At 35.9% G+C, this 16,583-nt stretch carries 13 protein-coding genes and 2 CRISPR repeat arrays (1 of these 15 running past the window's edge); all 13 genes read left to right on the top strand.

Features of this window, described 5'->3' with window-relative positions; translation table 11 throughout:
- A complete protein-coding gene (locus B5F18_RS05065; protein ID WP_087156590.1) occupies positions 1 to 1,464 on the top strand; it encodes a hypothetical protein in 1,464 nt (487 codons plus the stop codon).
- Positions 1,465 to 1,612: 148 nt separating this feature from the next.
- Positions 1,613 to 1,858, top strand: coding sequence for a glycerol-3-phosphate dehydrogenase/oxidase (locus tag B5F18_RS05060; protein ID WP_087156589.1), 246 nt, complete (start codon positions 1,613 to 1,615; stop codon positions 1,856 to 1,858).
- A 318-nt stretch (positions 1,859 to 2,176) separates the two neighbouring features.
- Positions 2,177 to 3,516: direct repeats of the CRISPR family, unit length 30 nt; unit sequence GATAAATAGCAACATGAGATGTATTGAAAC.
- A gap of 389 nt (positions 3,517 to 3,905) precedes the next feature.
- Complete coding sequence (locus tag B5F18_RS05055; RefSeq protein ID WP_087156588.1) at positions 3,906 to 4,124, top strand: DUF3791 domain-containing protein; 219 nt, start codon at positions 3,906 to 3,908, stop codon at positions 4,122 to 4,124.
- Positions 4,121 to 4,624: a DUF3990 domain-containing protein gene (locus B5F18_RS05050; RefSeq protein WP_087156587.1), complete on the top strand. Its 504-nt coding sequence runs from the start codon at positions 4,121 to 4,123 to the stop codon at positions 4,622 to 4,624. The genes B5F18_RS05055 and B5F18_RS05050 overlap by 4 nt, the downstream gene beginning before the upstream one ends.
- A 1-nt stretch (position 4,625) precedes the next feature.
- Positions 4,626 to 4,856 (top strand): hypothetical protein, encoded by a 231-nt coding sequence (locus tag B5F18_RS05045; RefSeq protein WP_087156586.1) that lies wholly within the window; start codon positions 4,626 to 4,628, stop codon positions 4,854 to 4,856.
- A 281-nt stretch (positions 4,857 to 5,137) separates the two neighbouring features.
- On the top strand, positions 5,138 to 5,845 hold the full coding sequence (gene cas6 / locus B5F18_RS05040) for a CRISPR-associated endoribonuclease Cas6 (RefSeq protein ID WP_087156585.1): 708 nt from the start codon (positions 5,138 to 5,140) through the stop codon (positions 5,843 to 5,845).
- 32 nt (positions 5,846 to 5,877) lie between these two features.
- On the top strand, positions 5,878 to 7,626 hold the full coding sequence (locus tag B5F18_RS05035) for a hypothetical protein (RefSeq protein ID WP_087156584.1): 1,749 nt from the start codon (positions 5,878 to 5,880) through the stop codon (positions 7,624 to 7,626).
- Positions 7,619 to 8,560 (top strand): type I CRISPR-associated protein Cas7, encoded by a 942-nt coding sequence (locus B5F18_RS05030; protein WP_087156583.1) that lies wholly within the window; start codon positions 7,619 to 7,621, stop codon positions 8,558 to 8,560. Before B5F18_RS05035 ends, B5F18_RS05030 begins: the two co-directional genes overlap by 8 nt.
- 3 nt (positions 8,561 to 8,563) lie before the next feature.
- Entirely contained in the window at positions 8,564 to 9,322 is a 759-nt protein-coding gene (cas5b, locus tag B5F18_RS05025; RefSeq protein WP_087156582.1) for a type I-B CRISPR-associated protein Cas5b, read from the top strand.
- 49 nt (positions 9,323 to 9,371) lie between these two features.
- Complete coding sequence (locus B5F18_RS05020; RefSeq protein WP_087156581.1) at positions 9,372 to 11,915, top strand: CRISPR-associated helicase/endonuclease Cas3; 2,544 nt, start codon at positions 9,372 to 9,374, stop codon at positions 11,913 to 11,915.
- 14 nt (positions 11,916 to 11,929) lie between these two features.
- The gene (gene cas4, locus B5F18_RS05015) at positions 11,930 to 12,424 is read left to right on the top strand and encodes a CRISPR-associated protein Cas4 (protein ID WP_087156642.1); all 495 of its coding nucleotides are present in this window, start codon (positions 11,930 to 11,932) and stop codon (positions 12,422 to 12,424) included.
- 21 nt (positions 12,425 to 12,445) lie between these two features.
- Complete coding sequence (gene cas1b / locus B5F18_RS05010) at positions 12,446 to 13,444, top strand: type I-B CRISPR-associated endonuclease Cas1b (RefSeq protein WP_087156580.1); 999 nt, start codon at positions 12,446 to 12,448, stop codon at positions 13,442 to 13,444.
- Positions 13,444 to 13,734 carry a CRISPR-associated endonuclease Cas2 gene (cas2, locus tag B5F18_RS05005; protein ID WP_087156579.1) on the top strand — a complete coding sequence of 97 codons (291 nt, stop codon included), beginning with the start codon at positions 13,444 to 13,446 and terminating at the stop codon, positions 13,732 to 13,734. Before cas1b ends, cas2 begins: the two co-directional genes overlap by 1 nt.
- A gap of 261 nt (positions 13,735 to 13,995) precedes the next feature.
- A CRISPR array of direct repeats spans positions 13,996 to 16,583; the repeat unit is 30 nt; unit sequence GATAAACAACAACATGAGATGTATTGAAAC (it continues 1,236 nt past the right edge of the window).

Here is a 16,583-nt window from a genome sequence, read left to right as displayed (position 1 = left end):
ATGGAAGACAAGAATTATTATGAGGCGAAAAGTATTCATATTTTTTCGTGGCCATTTACATATGTGAAAGATAATCATGATAAAGTAAGAAAGGATTTATTATCTTCTGGAAGATGGGTACGGGAAACTGAGTGGAAAAATAGTAAAGAGCGTTTTATGCTGCATCAGTATTTGAGTAAAAAAGCGAGAAAAATATTTTTTGACGAAAACAGTTCAAAATGCGAAATATATCAATATAAAATGGATGATCAGGGAGAGTATAACTATTTTATCGAAGCAAAAATAGATGAGCAAATCAAGAAAACTTTTGAATTGCCCATTGATAAAATTGAATTGCATTTATATGATTTTGGGGTTGGGATTTTATCGATACGAGTATTGAATTTTAAATATCGTAGTATTGAGGATATAAAATCAATTAATAATTTGGGAAGAAGAACCTTTTTGCCATTTATTCCTGATGAGCCAGATGAAGGTATAATTTTATGTGCAGAACAATTGGGAATCAAAAATAGGGTTAATAAAACTGAGAATATCCAAAATTTCCGAGAAAAAATTAAAACTGAGAAATATGAAGAGTTAATACAGCCAGTTACATTTCTAAAAAGTCTACTGTCAGGTGATTTGAATGAAAAAGAAAATGAACAATGGAAAGATTTGGAGCCTACAGCTGATGACAGGATGTTTTTGACGTGTTTGATAAGAGACAAATGGCTTTCTGAGCAGATAAAGCAAAAAAAATATAGTAAATCCAATATCCAAAAACTACTTTATAGCATCATATATGTGGATAGCGGTGACTGCGAGTGTCAGAATGATAAGATGAGAGAAGAACTTTTTGAACGGGCAGGATACTTTCGATGGTCTGATTGTGGAACTTTGTATGCATGTACAAATTATTCCCTGACTTGTATTACAGATGAGGAGAGTAAAGAGAGCAAAGAGAGTAAAGAGAGTAAAGAGAGCAATGTAATTAAAAATACAGTAGTAAAGCCATTTGTGGAAGAGTATTTTTATATGCTGTCCTTGACTTTGGCGCAAAAACAAGGATTGATACTTTTTTCAGAAAGAGCAGGGGAAATTGTAGAAGAAGAGACAAATGATTCAGGAAAAATAACTCCAGAAAAGGCAGAAAAGATTATGAAAATGCAGGAGGATTATGTCAGTTTTCAGAATCATTTTATGATCTTGGAGATTTCCAGTCAGGAACAGGGAATAGAACTATATCATCTTTTTCAACAACAGTTATTGATTAATGAAGAGCAGGCTATTTTGAATCAGGAAATGTCAGGTTTGTATGAAGTTGCGAATGTGAGTGCTAGTCTAAGATTAACTACAATAGCGAATAAATGGGCTATAATTGGGGTGGTAATAGCAGTAATTGCTTTATTTGTAGATTTACCGAAGATAAACTTGTTTGAAAAAGTAAAATGTCTTATTAATTTTATAGAAAATATATTTTAGGGAATGAAAAGTATAAGAAACAATAATGCAAAGAAAGAACGAGAATTTGAGTCAACAGAATATTTAAGATATAGCAAAGTAAAGAATCAAAAATCATTTCATACAGAAAAGGTATTATAATGATGAAAAGTGATTGGGAGGGAAGTCTATGAATGATGCTGTTTATTCCTTTAATGGAAAAGATATTACAATGAATGTATGTATTCAGATAAGAGCAGTGATCAAAATTTTGGAGAAACAATTTAATATTGGATTTGAAGAGGCAACCATGAAGTTCTACAAATCAGAGACTTATAAAACACTTCAAAATACAGAAAATGGTTTGTGGGCAGAGTCGGCAGAGTATATAGCTGACAGATATTTTGAAGATATCGCAATGGAGAATATAATCTAATAGTATAGAGAGAATAGGTTGCTTTATAACAAAGATAAAGAGTGCAGGAAGAAAGGAAGGTGTTTTGAGATAGCTGCACGTAAATGGTTTACTGTAAAAATATATAGTGAGAAATAGTAATAAACTAAGAAAAGAAGAGCACTATTTACCAGGTGGAAAAAAATAAGAAACCACTATAAAACCCTTGGTTAAGGGAAAAACAGAGGATTTTAGGTGAAAAAATAAAAAAATGAGTGCGGCTGGTAAAAAAGGAGGAAAAGCTTGAAAAATAAAGGAAAATAAGAGATAATAAAAACGGAAAACAGCGTAAAGTCGTTAGATAAATAGCAACATGAGATGTATTGAAACGTAAAAGTTTTTTGACAGTTCTGCGAACACAAGCAGGATAAATAGCAACATGAGATGTATTGAAACACTTCTCCCGGCGATCAGATTGCACTGACTGAGGTGATAAATAGCAACATGAGATGTATTGAAACCGAAGAATGGATGAAACGCGGGTACATAACAAAACGATAAATAGCAACATGAGATGTATTGAAACGCTCCGTCTGAGATTAAAGGAAACAAGGTAATTTGATAAATAGCAACATGAGATGTATTGAAACGTTTTTCTATCTCCCACTCCTCCAAGTTATTACACTGATAAATAGCAACATGAGATGTATTGAAACTTGCATTTATCCCATATGATACGCCCCGGCGGAAAAGATAAATAGCAACATGAGATGTATTGAAACTGATCAAATCTGTAATAACATACATCTCCATAATCGATAAATAGCAACATGAGATGTATTGAAACGTATTGGAGTGAGCGGTATTTATTCGCAATTCTTGGGATAAATAGCAACATGAGATGTATTGAAACATATAAGTTTGCCAAGGCTATGGGGTGGTCTGAACGATGATAAATAGCAACATGAGATGTATTGAAACAGTTTTGCCGGAATATTAGGAATCAGTACGATTGTGATAAATAGCAACATGAGATGTATTGAAACATGATACTGGAAATAACACTGTAGTCAAATTCACATGATAAATAGCAACATGAGATGTATTGAAACGGGCTATCATCACAGTCTAATTTAATTGCCTCGATGATAAATAGCAACATGAGATGTATTGAAACTGGTTTTCTACAAAATTTAAAGAGGCATATAACGCGATAAATAGCAACATGAGATGTATTGAAACCTAACCAATGATGATGTAATTCATAATCATTGGCATGATAAATAGCAACATGAGATGTATTGAAACCTGTCCATTAGCAATACACTTGTGCTCGGAGCCACGATAAATAGCAACATGAGATGTATTGAAACTCTTTATCGATTGTTGCATTTTTAAATGCAATAGATGATAAATAGCAACATGAGATGTATTGAAACATTTTGATTTTAACATTTTGTTTCGTGATACATCTGATAAATAGCAACATGAGATGTATTGAAACATTGATGGATATTCAGAGCATCTCAGGCCGGAATATGATAAATAGCAACATGAGATGTATTGAAACGTTGTTGCTGTTCCTGCTTTTTTCAGATCTGTAAAGGATAAATAGCAACATGAGATGTATTGAAACCGGCAGAGGGAACATACACCCTCAAAACAATTACGATAAATAGCAACATGAGATGATTTCTATTTTTAATAAAGATAATAATCCTCTATTTACAGCGACTATGTTCAATGTAACATTGTACAAAGAATTTGCAATGAGAGTTGAAGGTGCAAATATAACAAATTTGTATTATGAAAAATATAGAAACGATGTTTCCTAAATTAGATGAACAAAAAAGATTGCAAAATATTTTGAAAGTCTCGACCACCGTATCACCCTTCACCAGCGTAAGTACAAAGAAGTGCAGAAAACTAAGAAGTTTATGTTGCAAAATATGTTTGTTTAAAGAAGTGGTATGAATTTGAAAGTGAAGTAAAAACATAGAAATTAAGAATTATATAAAGAGAATTGGTAAGAGAAAAATGGAGAGCTTACGATGTAAACAATCGTTTGTTAAAGAAAAGGAGGTTTTGGATGAGTGAAAAGAAAAAGAAAATAGGTTTTACTGTTGCATGTGTAAACGAATTTGCACAACACCATAATCTCAGTATACAAGAAGCATTTCGTTATCTTTTTCAATTTAAAGGTATTGCGTTTATAAAAGAAAACTATGAAGTTGAGCATACTTTAGATTTTGAAACAATAATAGAAGACTTGGGGATATTGTGCCGGAAAAATGGAGGTATGTTATGAGATTATATCATGGTAGCAACATTGTAATTGATAGTATAAATTTGGCAATGTGCAGACCATATAAAGATTTTGGGAAAGGATTTTATCTGACAGACATAGAAGAACAGGCAGAAAAAATGGCTGTAAGGGTGTCAAAGATTTATGGTGGTTCCCCTGTTGTAAATACTTTTGAAATACAAGATGATTTTAGAAGAATAGAAACTATCAAGATTAAAGATTTTGGTTTAGAAACAACGGAAGAATGGGCAAAATTTGTCATGCATAATAGAAAGCGTACATTTACAAATGTGAAAGATGTCTTATGCAATAAGGATAATAAATATGATATTGTTATCGGACCTGTTGCCGATGATAATATGGCATTATTGTTTCGTCAGTATGAAAATGAAATTATTGATTTTGAAACCTTATTGAAAGGAATGATATATAAGAAGACATCATCGCAGTATTCTTTTCATACAGAAAAAAGTATAAAACTTTTGCGAAAGGTAGGAAATTAATATGGGTAAGCAGGAACAGTTGATTGAATATATAGTTCAGGATATTGTTGATATGTTTTCTTCAGATCATAATATAGAATATGATGAGGCTATGAACAAGTTTTATAACTCAAAAGTCTTTGAGAAACTTCAAGATAAAGAAACCGGTTTATATTTGGAAAGTTCAGAATATGTGTATGATCTTTTTAAAGATGAGATAAATTTTGGACGTATTGTTCAAGCAGAAATATAAGATTTATCGAATATAACTTTAATTGGAAAACGCTTGGAAACAACATGGGATGCATTGAAACGCGGTTGAAGACTGGACAAGCATATGCGCAGACTGGGATAAACAACAACATTAGCTGTATTGAAATGAGTATGCGGCAACTGCTGCGGGAAGATTTATTAGATAAACAATAACTATCCCCTTTGATGTTTAAGACAAACCGTACGATCATCCCTATTGCCAACAACTGCAATTATAAAGAACAGATAAACCGCATTTAAAATCAACAAAGAGGTAACAAAATGCAACAAACAAAAACAAAAGTCTATGAATTAAAGATCAAAACCTACATTTTGCAAGACATACCATATCCTCAAACCATGCGTACGATAGCTGGTTTCATTGACTCTTCACTTGCAAAGCGCGAGGATCTGCTTGAACTCCACAACCAAAATCAATTTAAACAGTATTGTTTTTCCGGGTTCTATCCATTGGAGACCAATGGGGTGTACCAGGCTGATCACATTTATACCGTAACTTTGCGGACGGTAGATGCAAAACTCGCAGAGTACTTTTTGAAGGTTTTAAAGGACCATATCACTCCGAAAATGAAGGGATTGACTGCGGAAATTCGAATAGTCCCGAAAAAAATAATCGGGGAGATTTACAGTTTGCTCCCGGTAATTATGAAATCGGATGGCGGATATTGGAGAAATACCATGGAGCTGGAAGAGTATGAGAGAAGATTATTTGAAAATGCAGTGAAAAAATATCAGGCATATATCGAAGAGAGGATTGAAGAAGATTTTCAATTGTATACTGGAATCCGGTTTATGAATAAGAAACCAATTGGAGTGGAGTATAAAGAAATCCGGCTTTTGGGTGACAAATTGAATTTGCAGATTGCAGACAATGAGATGGCGCAGGAATTGGCCTATTTTTTGCTGGGGACCGGGATTGGAGAGATGAACAGCAGAGGATATGGATACTGCAATTTTCGATGGATTTAATGTGCAGATGAAAAATATGAGGAGGTGAATATGTGTTAAAAGATTGTCTGGAAATATTTGAAAAGGAATTAAAAAGAGTCGGGGAGCGAACCGGGAATCCGGATCAGCTGGTGCTGGACAATTATATCCCCTCTGATGGATTGTATTTGATTGTCGACAGAGACGGGAAGATTCAGAGTCAGGCTGAGATTAAAATGAACAAAAAAACCAGAAAGCTTGAAAATGAGCCGTTGAATTATGCGAGGATCTGCTTTCTGGATTATTACAGCCAGCTTGTCAGTATGGACAAGCCCCAGGATCCAAAGAAAGTAATTCATTCAAATAATTACCTTTCGTTTTGGGTGAAACAGGAGAGTTTTCAGAATGGAAAATTGAATGACGAGGCAATTGAGCGGTATTATCACGTGCTGGAAAATCCAAGGGAAAAATATATAAAACCGAAAGACAGGGAGATGTACGATTACATTGCAAAAAAAGTCGGAGAAGTAGATCAGGAAAAGCTTTTGAGCAATAAAAAGTGGATTTTGGAGCATATTTTTTCTTTGGAAGAACTTGGAGTGAAACTGAGTGGAAAAGGATATTTGAAAATCTTTTTTGAAGATGATGACAATATTTACATCAGAGAGAATAACAGGTATCTGGTCACAAAGATTTTCAATAAAAATGATTATAACATAAAAATTGACGGAGAGATTTTTGGACTGCCAAATGACAATATGGGGATGAATTCCAAGAAACCGTTTTTGGAACATAAAAGCAGAAAGTTGATTGTTCCGTATTTGATTTCCTCCAATGAGGCATTGCTGCAGAAGAAGTTTTTTGATTATCTGATGAGTAAGGCGGCAGCAGGAAAGACAAACGTATTTTTTGATGCAGAGTCCGGAAAGATCTGGCCTTGTGGAAAAGATGATATGATCAAGCAAAATTTTACCGGATTCTTTCTCCAGATAAAAAAAGGAAAAGAGCTGGAAATTCATCATCAAGACTCCGTAGTGGATTATCGGTTTCGATTGAAGAAAAAGTTTTCGTATCAGAATATTCTGCAGACTCCTGATCCGGATGAAATTTATAAGGATTACAGAAATGTCGGAGAATTGCAGGGGATGCTCAATGAGGTGCTGTTTTCCAACTGGTTGATTTCCAACTATTTTACACCGGCGGATGAATTGGCGGTGGAAGGAGAAATTGCACGAAACTTGATGTTTGCAAGGGAGAGTATTTTTGCATGGCTGTATAAGGGCAAAGAGGACCAGATTGCAGCTGTTTTGGATCAGGTATGCAAAAATCTTATGCTGCATTGGATCAAAAATAATTCTGTTTCAAAAGCACAAAAACAGTGGAATCTGAAGATTTCTCTGAAGGAATATTTTGGAGGTGAAAAAAAGATGGCGGTATTGTACCAGGAGATCATAGAAAAATTGCGGAACAAGATAAGACAGAAAGGGAACAGTGCCATTGAAAGTGATGAGGAATACTATTTTGCGGCAGGGCAGCTGCTCAGATATTTTATTTCTCTAAATAAGGCAAAGGACAAGATGCATTCTTTGGCAAATCCATTTTTTAATCTTAAACGTGATGAGAGGTTAAAAGAAAAACTTTTAGAGTTCTTTATGAAATATAATTACAGAATTCAGGAAAACGGCTCACGATTTAATAACCTTTATTATCTGGTGTTTAATTATCGTCCGGAAGGAAAGATGAGGCAGGATGTCATGGTAGCCGGTTATATTGCAGATAACCTGATTTATGAATCCAACAAGGAGGAAAGTGTAAATGAATAAAAGAGTATATGGTGTACTTGGAATATCTTCAATTATGGCGAACTGGAATGCTGATTTTACGGGATTTCCGAAAACAATTTCAGACGGTACCGTGTTTGGCAGCGATAAGGCTCTGAAATATCCGATGAAAAAAATGTGGGACAACGAAGGAAAAAAGGTTTTATATATCAAATCCATGAAATTCTCGGAAAAAGATGATGGGAAATTGATCCCATGTACATTGAAAGACCGTTATGAGGCTTTATTTGCGGTGGACGATTTGTCAAAGAAAGCGGATGCAAGAGAAGTTCTGAAAAATCTTATGTCAGCTGTGGATGTAAAAAACTTTGGCGCGACCTTTGCGGAGAGCGGTAGCAATATATCAATCACAGGAGCTGTGCAGTTTGGACAGGGATTCAATAAATATGAAGGAACAACTGCTGAAGAGCAGCAGATTCTTTCCCCGTTCAGAGATGGGACAAAAGATGATAAAGAAAAAGGAGAGGCAAAAAACTCTACGCTTGGAACAAAGATTACAAGCAATGAGGCACATTATTTTTATCCGTTTGTCATCAATCCACTTGCATACAAAGAACTGGAAAAACTGGGAGTTACGGAAGGTTATACGGAAGAAGATTATCAGAATTTTAAGAGGACAGCCCTTGTGTCTGCAACTGCTTTTGCCACAAATGCAAAGGAAGGATGCGAAAATGAATTTGCAATGTTTGTAGAAACAGAAGAAGATTTGTACCTTCCAAATTTGTCTGAGTACATTACATTTGAAAAAGGTGAGGAAAAAAATCTGATTACCATTGGCTGTGAAGGATTTTTCCTGGATGAACTGCAGGATAAGATTCGTAATATAGAGATTTACTATAATCCGTATACAACAAAACTGAATTCTTATGTAAAACAGGCAAAGTATTTTAATATTATTACGCAAAAAGAGGTGTAGCCTATGAGGGCGCTGAAGTTTACACTGAGCGGAAGAAATGCGTTCTTTAAAAAGCCTGAGGTAAACAGCTATTATTATTTTACATTCGGACAGATCCATAAAGTTGCACTTCTTGGAGTGTTTGGAGCTATTTTGGGATACTCGGGATATAGCCAGAAAGAGTGGAAAAGCAAAGGGAAAAAAGCTGCCATAACAGAAGAATTCCCGGAATTCTATGAGAAACTCAAAGAGATAAAAGTTTCTGTTGTCCCCAAAAATAAAAAAGGATATATTTCCAAGAAAGTGCAGTATTTCAACAATTCTGTAGGATATGCTTCTCAGGAACAGGGTGGAAATCTGATTGTAAAAGAGCAGTGGCTGGAAAATCCCAAGTGGGAGATTTACGTACTTCTGGATTGCGAAGGTGCAGAAAAGCTTGCAGAGTTTGTGAGAAACCGGAGATGCATCTATATACCGTATTTGGGCAAAAATGATCACATGGCTGATATTACTAAGGCAGCAATTGTGGAGCTTAAAAAAAATGAAGAACCGGAAATTCATCTGTCTTGTCTTTTTCCAAAACGAGCGGCGAAAATCGTATTGCCGGATGACGATGAAGATGAGGAACTGGATGGATTTAAATATGAAGAGACATTGCCTGCAGGGCTGGATGCATATACAAATCTCTATATTTATGAAACTTTTCAATTCACAGATTTTAAACTGCATATTCAAGATGCTGCCGTGTACAGAACGGCGGATAAAACTTTAATTTTTTATTGATAAAAAAGCCCCGTTCTTTTTGCGGGGCTTTTTGCAATTGGAGGAATTTATGAGAAACTGGAAAGAGAAATTTTTGAACTTGGAAGAGATAGAATCACTTGTTTTGGATTGTTATGCGCATAGAAAAGAAGAAGGGGGAGGAGAAAAAAGAGAAACTTTGCTGGAGCATACAGCGCTTAGTCAAAAATATTTTCTGATGCTTATGGAAAAGAAAGAGTTGTATGATGTTTTTGAAAGGTTCCAGGAGAGGTATCTGGAGACGGAAGAACAACAAGTGACCTTTATATATGAAGAGATGGCGGCAAATGTTGTGACATTTCACGACGTTGGGAAAATAAATCCACTCTATCAGTGGAAAAAGATGGCGCATGTGTGGAAAAAAGAGTTGCAGCCAGGGGGAAATGTTGGCAGTAAACATTCATTGATTTCTGCAACAATCTATATGGATTACTTTTTGAAACGTATCATGGTGGTGGAAGACGCAAAGATCAGAAAACAACTGAAAGATTTGGTGTATGTGCATTCCTTTCTGATTGCCAGACATCACAGTGCAATGGAAAAATTCCGGGACTATTTGATAAGTTATGAATATGAAGATGACGGGGAGCCTGCAGGCGTTGGTGCGGATGTAGTGGAATGGCTGAAAATGTGGAGGCTAAACACAACCGATGAGGAAGGAAAGCTTTCCATAAGAAAAAAGTTAAAGACGAGCGAACTTCCTTCCGAAAAACAAGTGATTTTGTATGCGTATACCAGACTTTTGTATTCCCTGCTCACGGCCGCGGATTACTATGCGACTTCGGAATTTATGAACGGAACAGAAATCCAAAATTTCGGGAATGAGTGCGACTGGAATGAAATATATGATGTATACGAAAAAACAGAGGTTCAGCAATCCATCCGAAAATACGAAAAAGAATGTTATCCAATGGATCAGAAAGAATTGCAGAAACAGAAAATCAATCCTTTAAGGACTGAATTATTTCTGGAGGCAGAGCGGGTGCTGGAGGAAAAAAAAGAAAATGCAGTTTTTTACCTGGAAGCTCCGACGGGGAGCGGGAAAAGCAATACTGCGATGAATCTAAGTTTAAAGCTGGTCAGAGAATGCCCGAAAATAAATAAAATTTTCTATATCTATCCATTTAACACCTTAGTAGAACAAAACATGTCCTCTATGGAAACAGTGTTTGAAGGGCGCGAGGATATCTTGTCCAAGGTGGCAGTCGTGAATTCTCTGGTAAAGATGAAAGACGACGAGGAGAATTATGGAGAGGAAGAAAAGAAAAATTATGAGAAGATTTTGCTGGACAGGCAGTTTTTGAATTATCCGATTGTTCTCTCCACACATGTCAGCTTGTTCCGGACATTGTTTGGCAAACAGAAACAGGACTTATTCGGATTCCATCAGATCTGTAATTCTGTGATCGTGTTGGATGAAATTCAAAGTTACAATATCAGAATATGGGGAGAAATCATTCATTTTTTAAAAGGGTATGCCCAACTTTTGAATATCAAAATCATAATTATGTCAGCAACCTTGCCGAATCTGGAAGTCCTGACAGAGAATAAAGAAGACGCGGTTCCACTTATTCTGGACAGAAAAAAGTATTTTGAACATCCGATTTTTAGAAATCGGGTTCAGGCAGATTATAGTCTTTTGAAGAGAAACCTCTCATTAGAAGAACTGGCAGAGCATGTAAGTGAAAATCAGGATGGCAGCAGAAATATATTGATTGAGTTTATCTCTAAAGCGCATGCCTATGAATTCTTTGAGATCCTTTCTGTAGCGGAAGAAGTGGAGATCCTTTTGATGACAGGAGATACCAGTATTCAGGAGAGAAAACAGATTATTCAAAAAGTAAAAAAGGAACAGGGTGTAATCCTGGTCGCAACGCAGGTTGTAGAAGCAGGAGTGGATATTGACATGGATATCGGATATAAGGATTGTTCCAAATTAGACAGTGAAGAGCAGTTTATGGGGAGAATAAACAGGTCGGGGAAAGAGAAAGGGACGGTTTATTTCTTTGAGTTGGATGATGCAAGAGCCATTTATCATGATGATCTTCGGACAGATGCACAGTTGACCTTACAAAATGAAGAGATGCAAGAAGTATTATCTTCTAAAGATTTTAACCTGTATTACGGAAAAATCTTGGATGCTATCAGGATGCGGGGAAAAAAAGAAAATGAAGACAATCTGGAAAAATTTTTCCGTGATGAGGTAGGCGGATTAAACTTCCCGAAAGTGGAAAAGAGAATGGAACTGATTCCGGATAATAATAACCTGGTTTCTGTATTTCTTGCACGTATCATTGAAGAGGAAAATGGAGAAATTTTGGACGGACGAGCAGTATGGCAGGAATATGTGAAATTGTTGCAAAATGAGGAAATGGACTACGCGGAAAAGACGGTTAAGTTATTTGAGATCAGAACAAGAATGAATCATTTCCTCTATCAGGTCAATAAATGGAAGGAATTTTACAGTGATGACCGGATTGGGGATATTTTCTATATAGAACAAGGGGAAGAGTATTTTGAAAACGGCGTTTTTCAGAGAAATCGTTTTGAAAATCAGTTTGGATTATTTTTGTGACAGGCGGTGAAATTGTGAAAGTAAACGGGACATTGGTAAATTATTATTTTCATTGTAAAAGACAGTGCTATCTTTTTGGAAACAGACTGAACCTGGAAGACAACAGTGAGGAAGTGAAGATCGGCAAGGCGATTCATGAACAAAAAGCACAGGAGAGTAAGAATACGGAAATCGCAATTGAGAATATAAGATTGGATAAGCTCAGCGGTGAATATCTCACAGAAATCAAAAAGTCAGATGCTGATGTAGAGGCGTCTAAATGGCAGCTGATCTATTACCTGAGTGTGCTGAAATCCAAAGGGATCATTCGGAAAGGGCGCCTGGAGTTTGCGGAAAAGAATAAAAAAGACAGCAAGGTGCTGTATGTAGAGCTGACAGAGGAAACAGAAAAACAATTACAAGCGTATTTGCAGGAAATCGAGGAACTGTTGGAATGGGACAAAATTCCGGAATGTCTGAATAAACAGAAATGTAAAAAATGCGCATACTATGAGTATTGTTATATTTAAACAAAAGAAAAGGTGAGAAATATGGGAAGTACGAGATATATTATGTCCATGGGAGAATTGAACAGAAAAGATAATTCCCTCTGTTTTCGTAAAAACGGGAAAAACGTGTATATTCCAATAGAGAACACAAAAGAGATTTATTGTATGAATGAAGTCAGTATCAACACAAAACTGCTGGATTTTCTTGCCCAGAACCATGTGATCGTTCATTATTTTAATTATTATGGAGGATACAGCGGAACATTTTATCCCAGGGATCATTATCTGAGTGGCAGGCTGCTCGTGAAACAGGTGGAAACATTCCAGAACCGCAGAATGGAAATCGCAAAGGCAATTGTGCGGGGCATTGGAGAAAATATTTATGAGATACTTTATCATTACTATAAACATAATAAAAAGGAAGTAAAAGAAACCATTGACTGGATTAAAAATGTATTTTTTGATCAGGTGGAGAATGCAGCCGGAATTAAAGAATTGCTGGCAGTTGAGGGAGAAGTGTGGATGAAATTTTATAATGACTTCCAATATTTTCTCCCGGAAGATTTTGTGATGAATAAAAGGGTAAAGCGGCCACCGGACAACCCGATGAATGCTCTGGTATCCTTTGGAAATACATTACTTTACACAAAGACAATATCCGCAATTTCCCAGACCCACCTGGACGCAAGAATCAGTTTTCTGCACGAGCCGTCAGAGGGACGTTTCTCTTTGAGTCTGGATTTAAGCGAGGTATTTAAGCCAGCGATCGTATTTCGGACAATATTTGATCTGGTAAACAACCGGAAACTTCAGGTGACAAAACACTTTGACAGACGGGTGAATTACTGTCTGTTAAATGAAGAAGGAAGAAAAATATTTATTGAGGCGTTTGAGGCGAGAATGGAGAGTGTGTTTGCACATCCGAAATTAAAAAGAAAAGTCAGTTATCGCACAGCATTGAAACTGGACTGTTATAAATTGATCAAAAATATTTTGGAAGAAAAACCATTTATTCCGTTTTCATTGAAAGAAGGATGTTAATGAAAAAACAGTTAAATTATAATTATGCATTTTTGTTTTATGATGTGGGAGAAAAAAGGGTACAAAAGGTTTTTAAAGTCTGCAAAAAGTATCTGTCCCACTATCAGAAATCTGTGTTTCGAGGAGAGATGACGCCATCGAAATTTATCAGTCTGCGCAATGATCTAAAGAAAGTGATTAATAAAGAAGAGGATTTTGTCTGTATTATTAAATTGATGAATGACAGTGTGTTTGGTGAAGAGGTCCTTGGAAACGGAGGAAAGGAGACCGGTGAGGATCTGATGATTTGATCAGAGAGGATGAGGGGTGTAACGAAGGGGTTATAATAGCAGAAAATAGGTTATGGTTTTGCTGTTCAGGGGAAATATAAGAGAATTTTTACCAGGCGGAAAAATGGAGAAAAGGTCACAAAGCCGGGAAATACAAGGAAAATCAGGGATTGTGAAACAGTGACGGGAATTTGGGACACCGCCTGGTAAAAATATGAAAAAAGCTTGAAAAATAAGGGGAAATCGGGGATAATGAAATGGAGAAATGGCGCAAATGCGTTAGATAAACAACAACATGAGATGTATTGAAACATACTATTTAGCTATTGATTATGGTACAGTAAATCCGATAAACAACAACATGAGATGTATTGAAACTCTGCCACGATTATCCCTGTTCCGGTTCTGGTTACGGATAAACAACAACATGAGATGTATTGAAACCCGCCTGCCAAATATCATTCAAACAATTCATAATTGATAAACAACAACATGAGATGTATTGAAACAAGTACCAGTCTTTGCTTGTATCACTTGTACTTCCCGATAAACAACAACATGAGATGTATTGAAACATTCTAATGTTCTTTTCTTTTGCGATTTCTTTTACTGATAAACAACAACATGAGATGTATTGAAACTCACCTGGTTCTGTTCCGGACTGTTCAAGTTCTCGATAAACAACAACATGAGATGTATTGAAACGCTGTCCTGCTGTCCGATCCCAACAGCCTTTTGTCGGGATAAACAACAACATGAGATGTATTGAAACTTTATAAATGTCCCTGGTTTTTCTATTCCAAGTTTTTGATAAACAACAACATGAGATGTATTGAAACGTGATAAACTTTTTATCGGACAGAGGGGATGATTTGATAAACAACAACATGAGATGTATTGAAACCCGGTGGATGGGTCAACTGTTTTTCCTTCTACTTCAGATAAACAACAACATGAGATGTATTGAAACCTATGCATGAAAGAATTACTGAAATAAGAGAAATATGATAAACAACAACATGAGATGTATTGAAACTTTGACATGTTCCCCATTGCTAGTATGGCTTTTCGATAAACAACAACATGAGATGTATTGAAACTTAAATACAATTTTCATTTTACCTATCCTCCCTATCCGATAAACAACAACATGAGATGTATTGAAACATATGGCAGATATGCCATACCCTCTAATAGACATCGCGATAAACAACAACATGAGATGTATTGAAACAAAAAACTCCGCAGGTCGCGCGCGTAATGAAGGGGGGATAAACAACAACATGAGATGTATTGAAACCTTATTATTGGTGTAATCTACTTAATTTACAGTGCGATAAACAACAACATGAGATGTATTGAAACAACTCGTTAAGTTTTTATTCATAAATCCAACCTCTGATAAACAACAACATGAGATGTATTGAAACATATGTACAGCACGTGTGGAATTTTGTTGATGGAACGATAAACAACAACATGAGATGTATTGAAACTGGTATCGCGTTCTTCTTTACAGTCTGCATCGCGGATAAACAACAACATGAGATGTATTGAAACTGAAGAATTTGTAGATAGAGTAAATACAATCAATCCAGATAAACAACAACATGAGATGTATTGAAACTGGCGTAATGGTAACGCATCGGATCGCTAATCCGTCCGATAAACAACAACATGAGATGTATTGAAACGCTTTTATGTGTTGCGTGTCCGGTTGGCCGAGGAAGGATAAACAACAACATGAGATGTATTGAAACAAAGGTTACGAAACCGTAGGCACAGCACATAGTCGATAAACAACAACATGAGATGTATTGAAACTATGATTGTCGGTTTTTATTTTGTAAAAAATCGGCGATAAACAACAACATGAGATGTATTGAAACCATCAGATTGGTTGCAAAGCATTGTAAGCATTTTTGATAAACAACAACATGAGATGTATTGAAACGTTGCTTTCTGAGACGGGGATTCATACACGTCTGGATAAACAACAACATGAGATGTATTGAAACACTTCTTGCGCTTGCAATCAAACGGCAGACAGAAGATAAACAACAACATGAGATGTATTGAAACGCTGTGGAATGGTATAGCCACCCATATACGCTCGGATAAACAACATGAGATGTATTGAAACTTTTGAGACAGTGCTATGTCTGATTGCTTGAATTGACGATAAACAACAACATGAGATGTATTGAAACTCGTTCCCTGTGTTTTCTGTAATAGTAGGAGAGTAGATAAACAACAACATGAGATGTATTGAAACTTGTTATGTGTGATACCTGCTTTCACACGATGCGGAAGATAAACAACAACATGAGATGTATTGAAACTTGTTACTTTGCCATGCGTTTCACATTGTAGGGATTGATAAACAACAACATGAGATGTATTGAAACGGTGAAAGTGAATTTGGATACGTGAACCTTCCTAGATAAACAACAACATGAGATGTATTGAAACCACCTTGCCACGCTACAACATGCCAGCTATGCTATAGATAAACAACAACATGAGATGTATTGAAACATCCTGCTGCCTATGAGAACGAATATGAAGGCGTGATAAACAACAACATGAGATGTATTGAAACAATCTTTTCTTTTCATACCCTGGCTACCATTATCGATAAACAACAACATGAGATGTATTGAAACTCTTGTGTACTTGCCTGCGCCTCTATCTGCAACGTGATAAACAACAACATGAGATGTATTGAAACAGTGCTATGCCTTATATAATTACGGTCGTCTTTCAAGGATAAACAACAACATGAGATGTATTGAAACTTCTTTCTATCCTTTCTGATTTATTATTGCTCATGGATAAACAACAACATGAGATGTATTGAAACTTTTAAA

Origin of the sequence: Lachnoclostridium sp. An181 (genome assembly GCF_002160325.1) — a bacterium.
In the GTDB taxonomy this organism is placed as follows: domain Bacteria; phylum Bacillota; class Clostridia; order Lachnospirales; family Lachnospiraceae; genus An181.
Note: the sequence above shows the minus strand (reverse complement) of the source record. Positions and strands in the feature narration are given on the sequence as shown.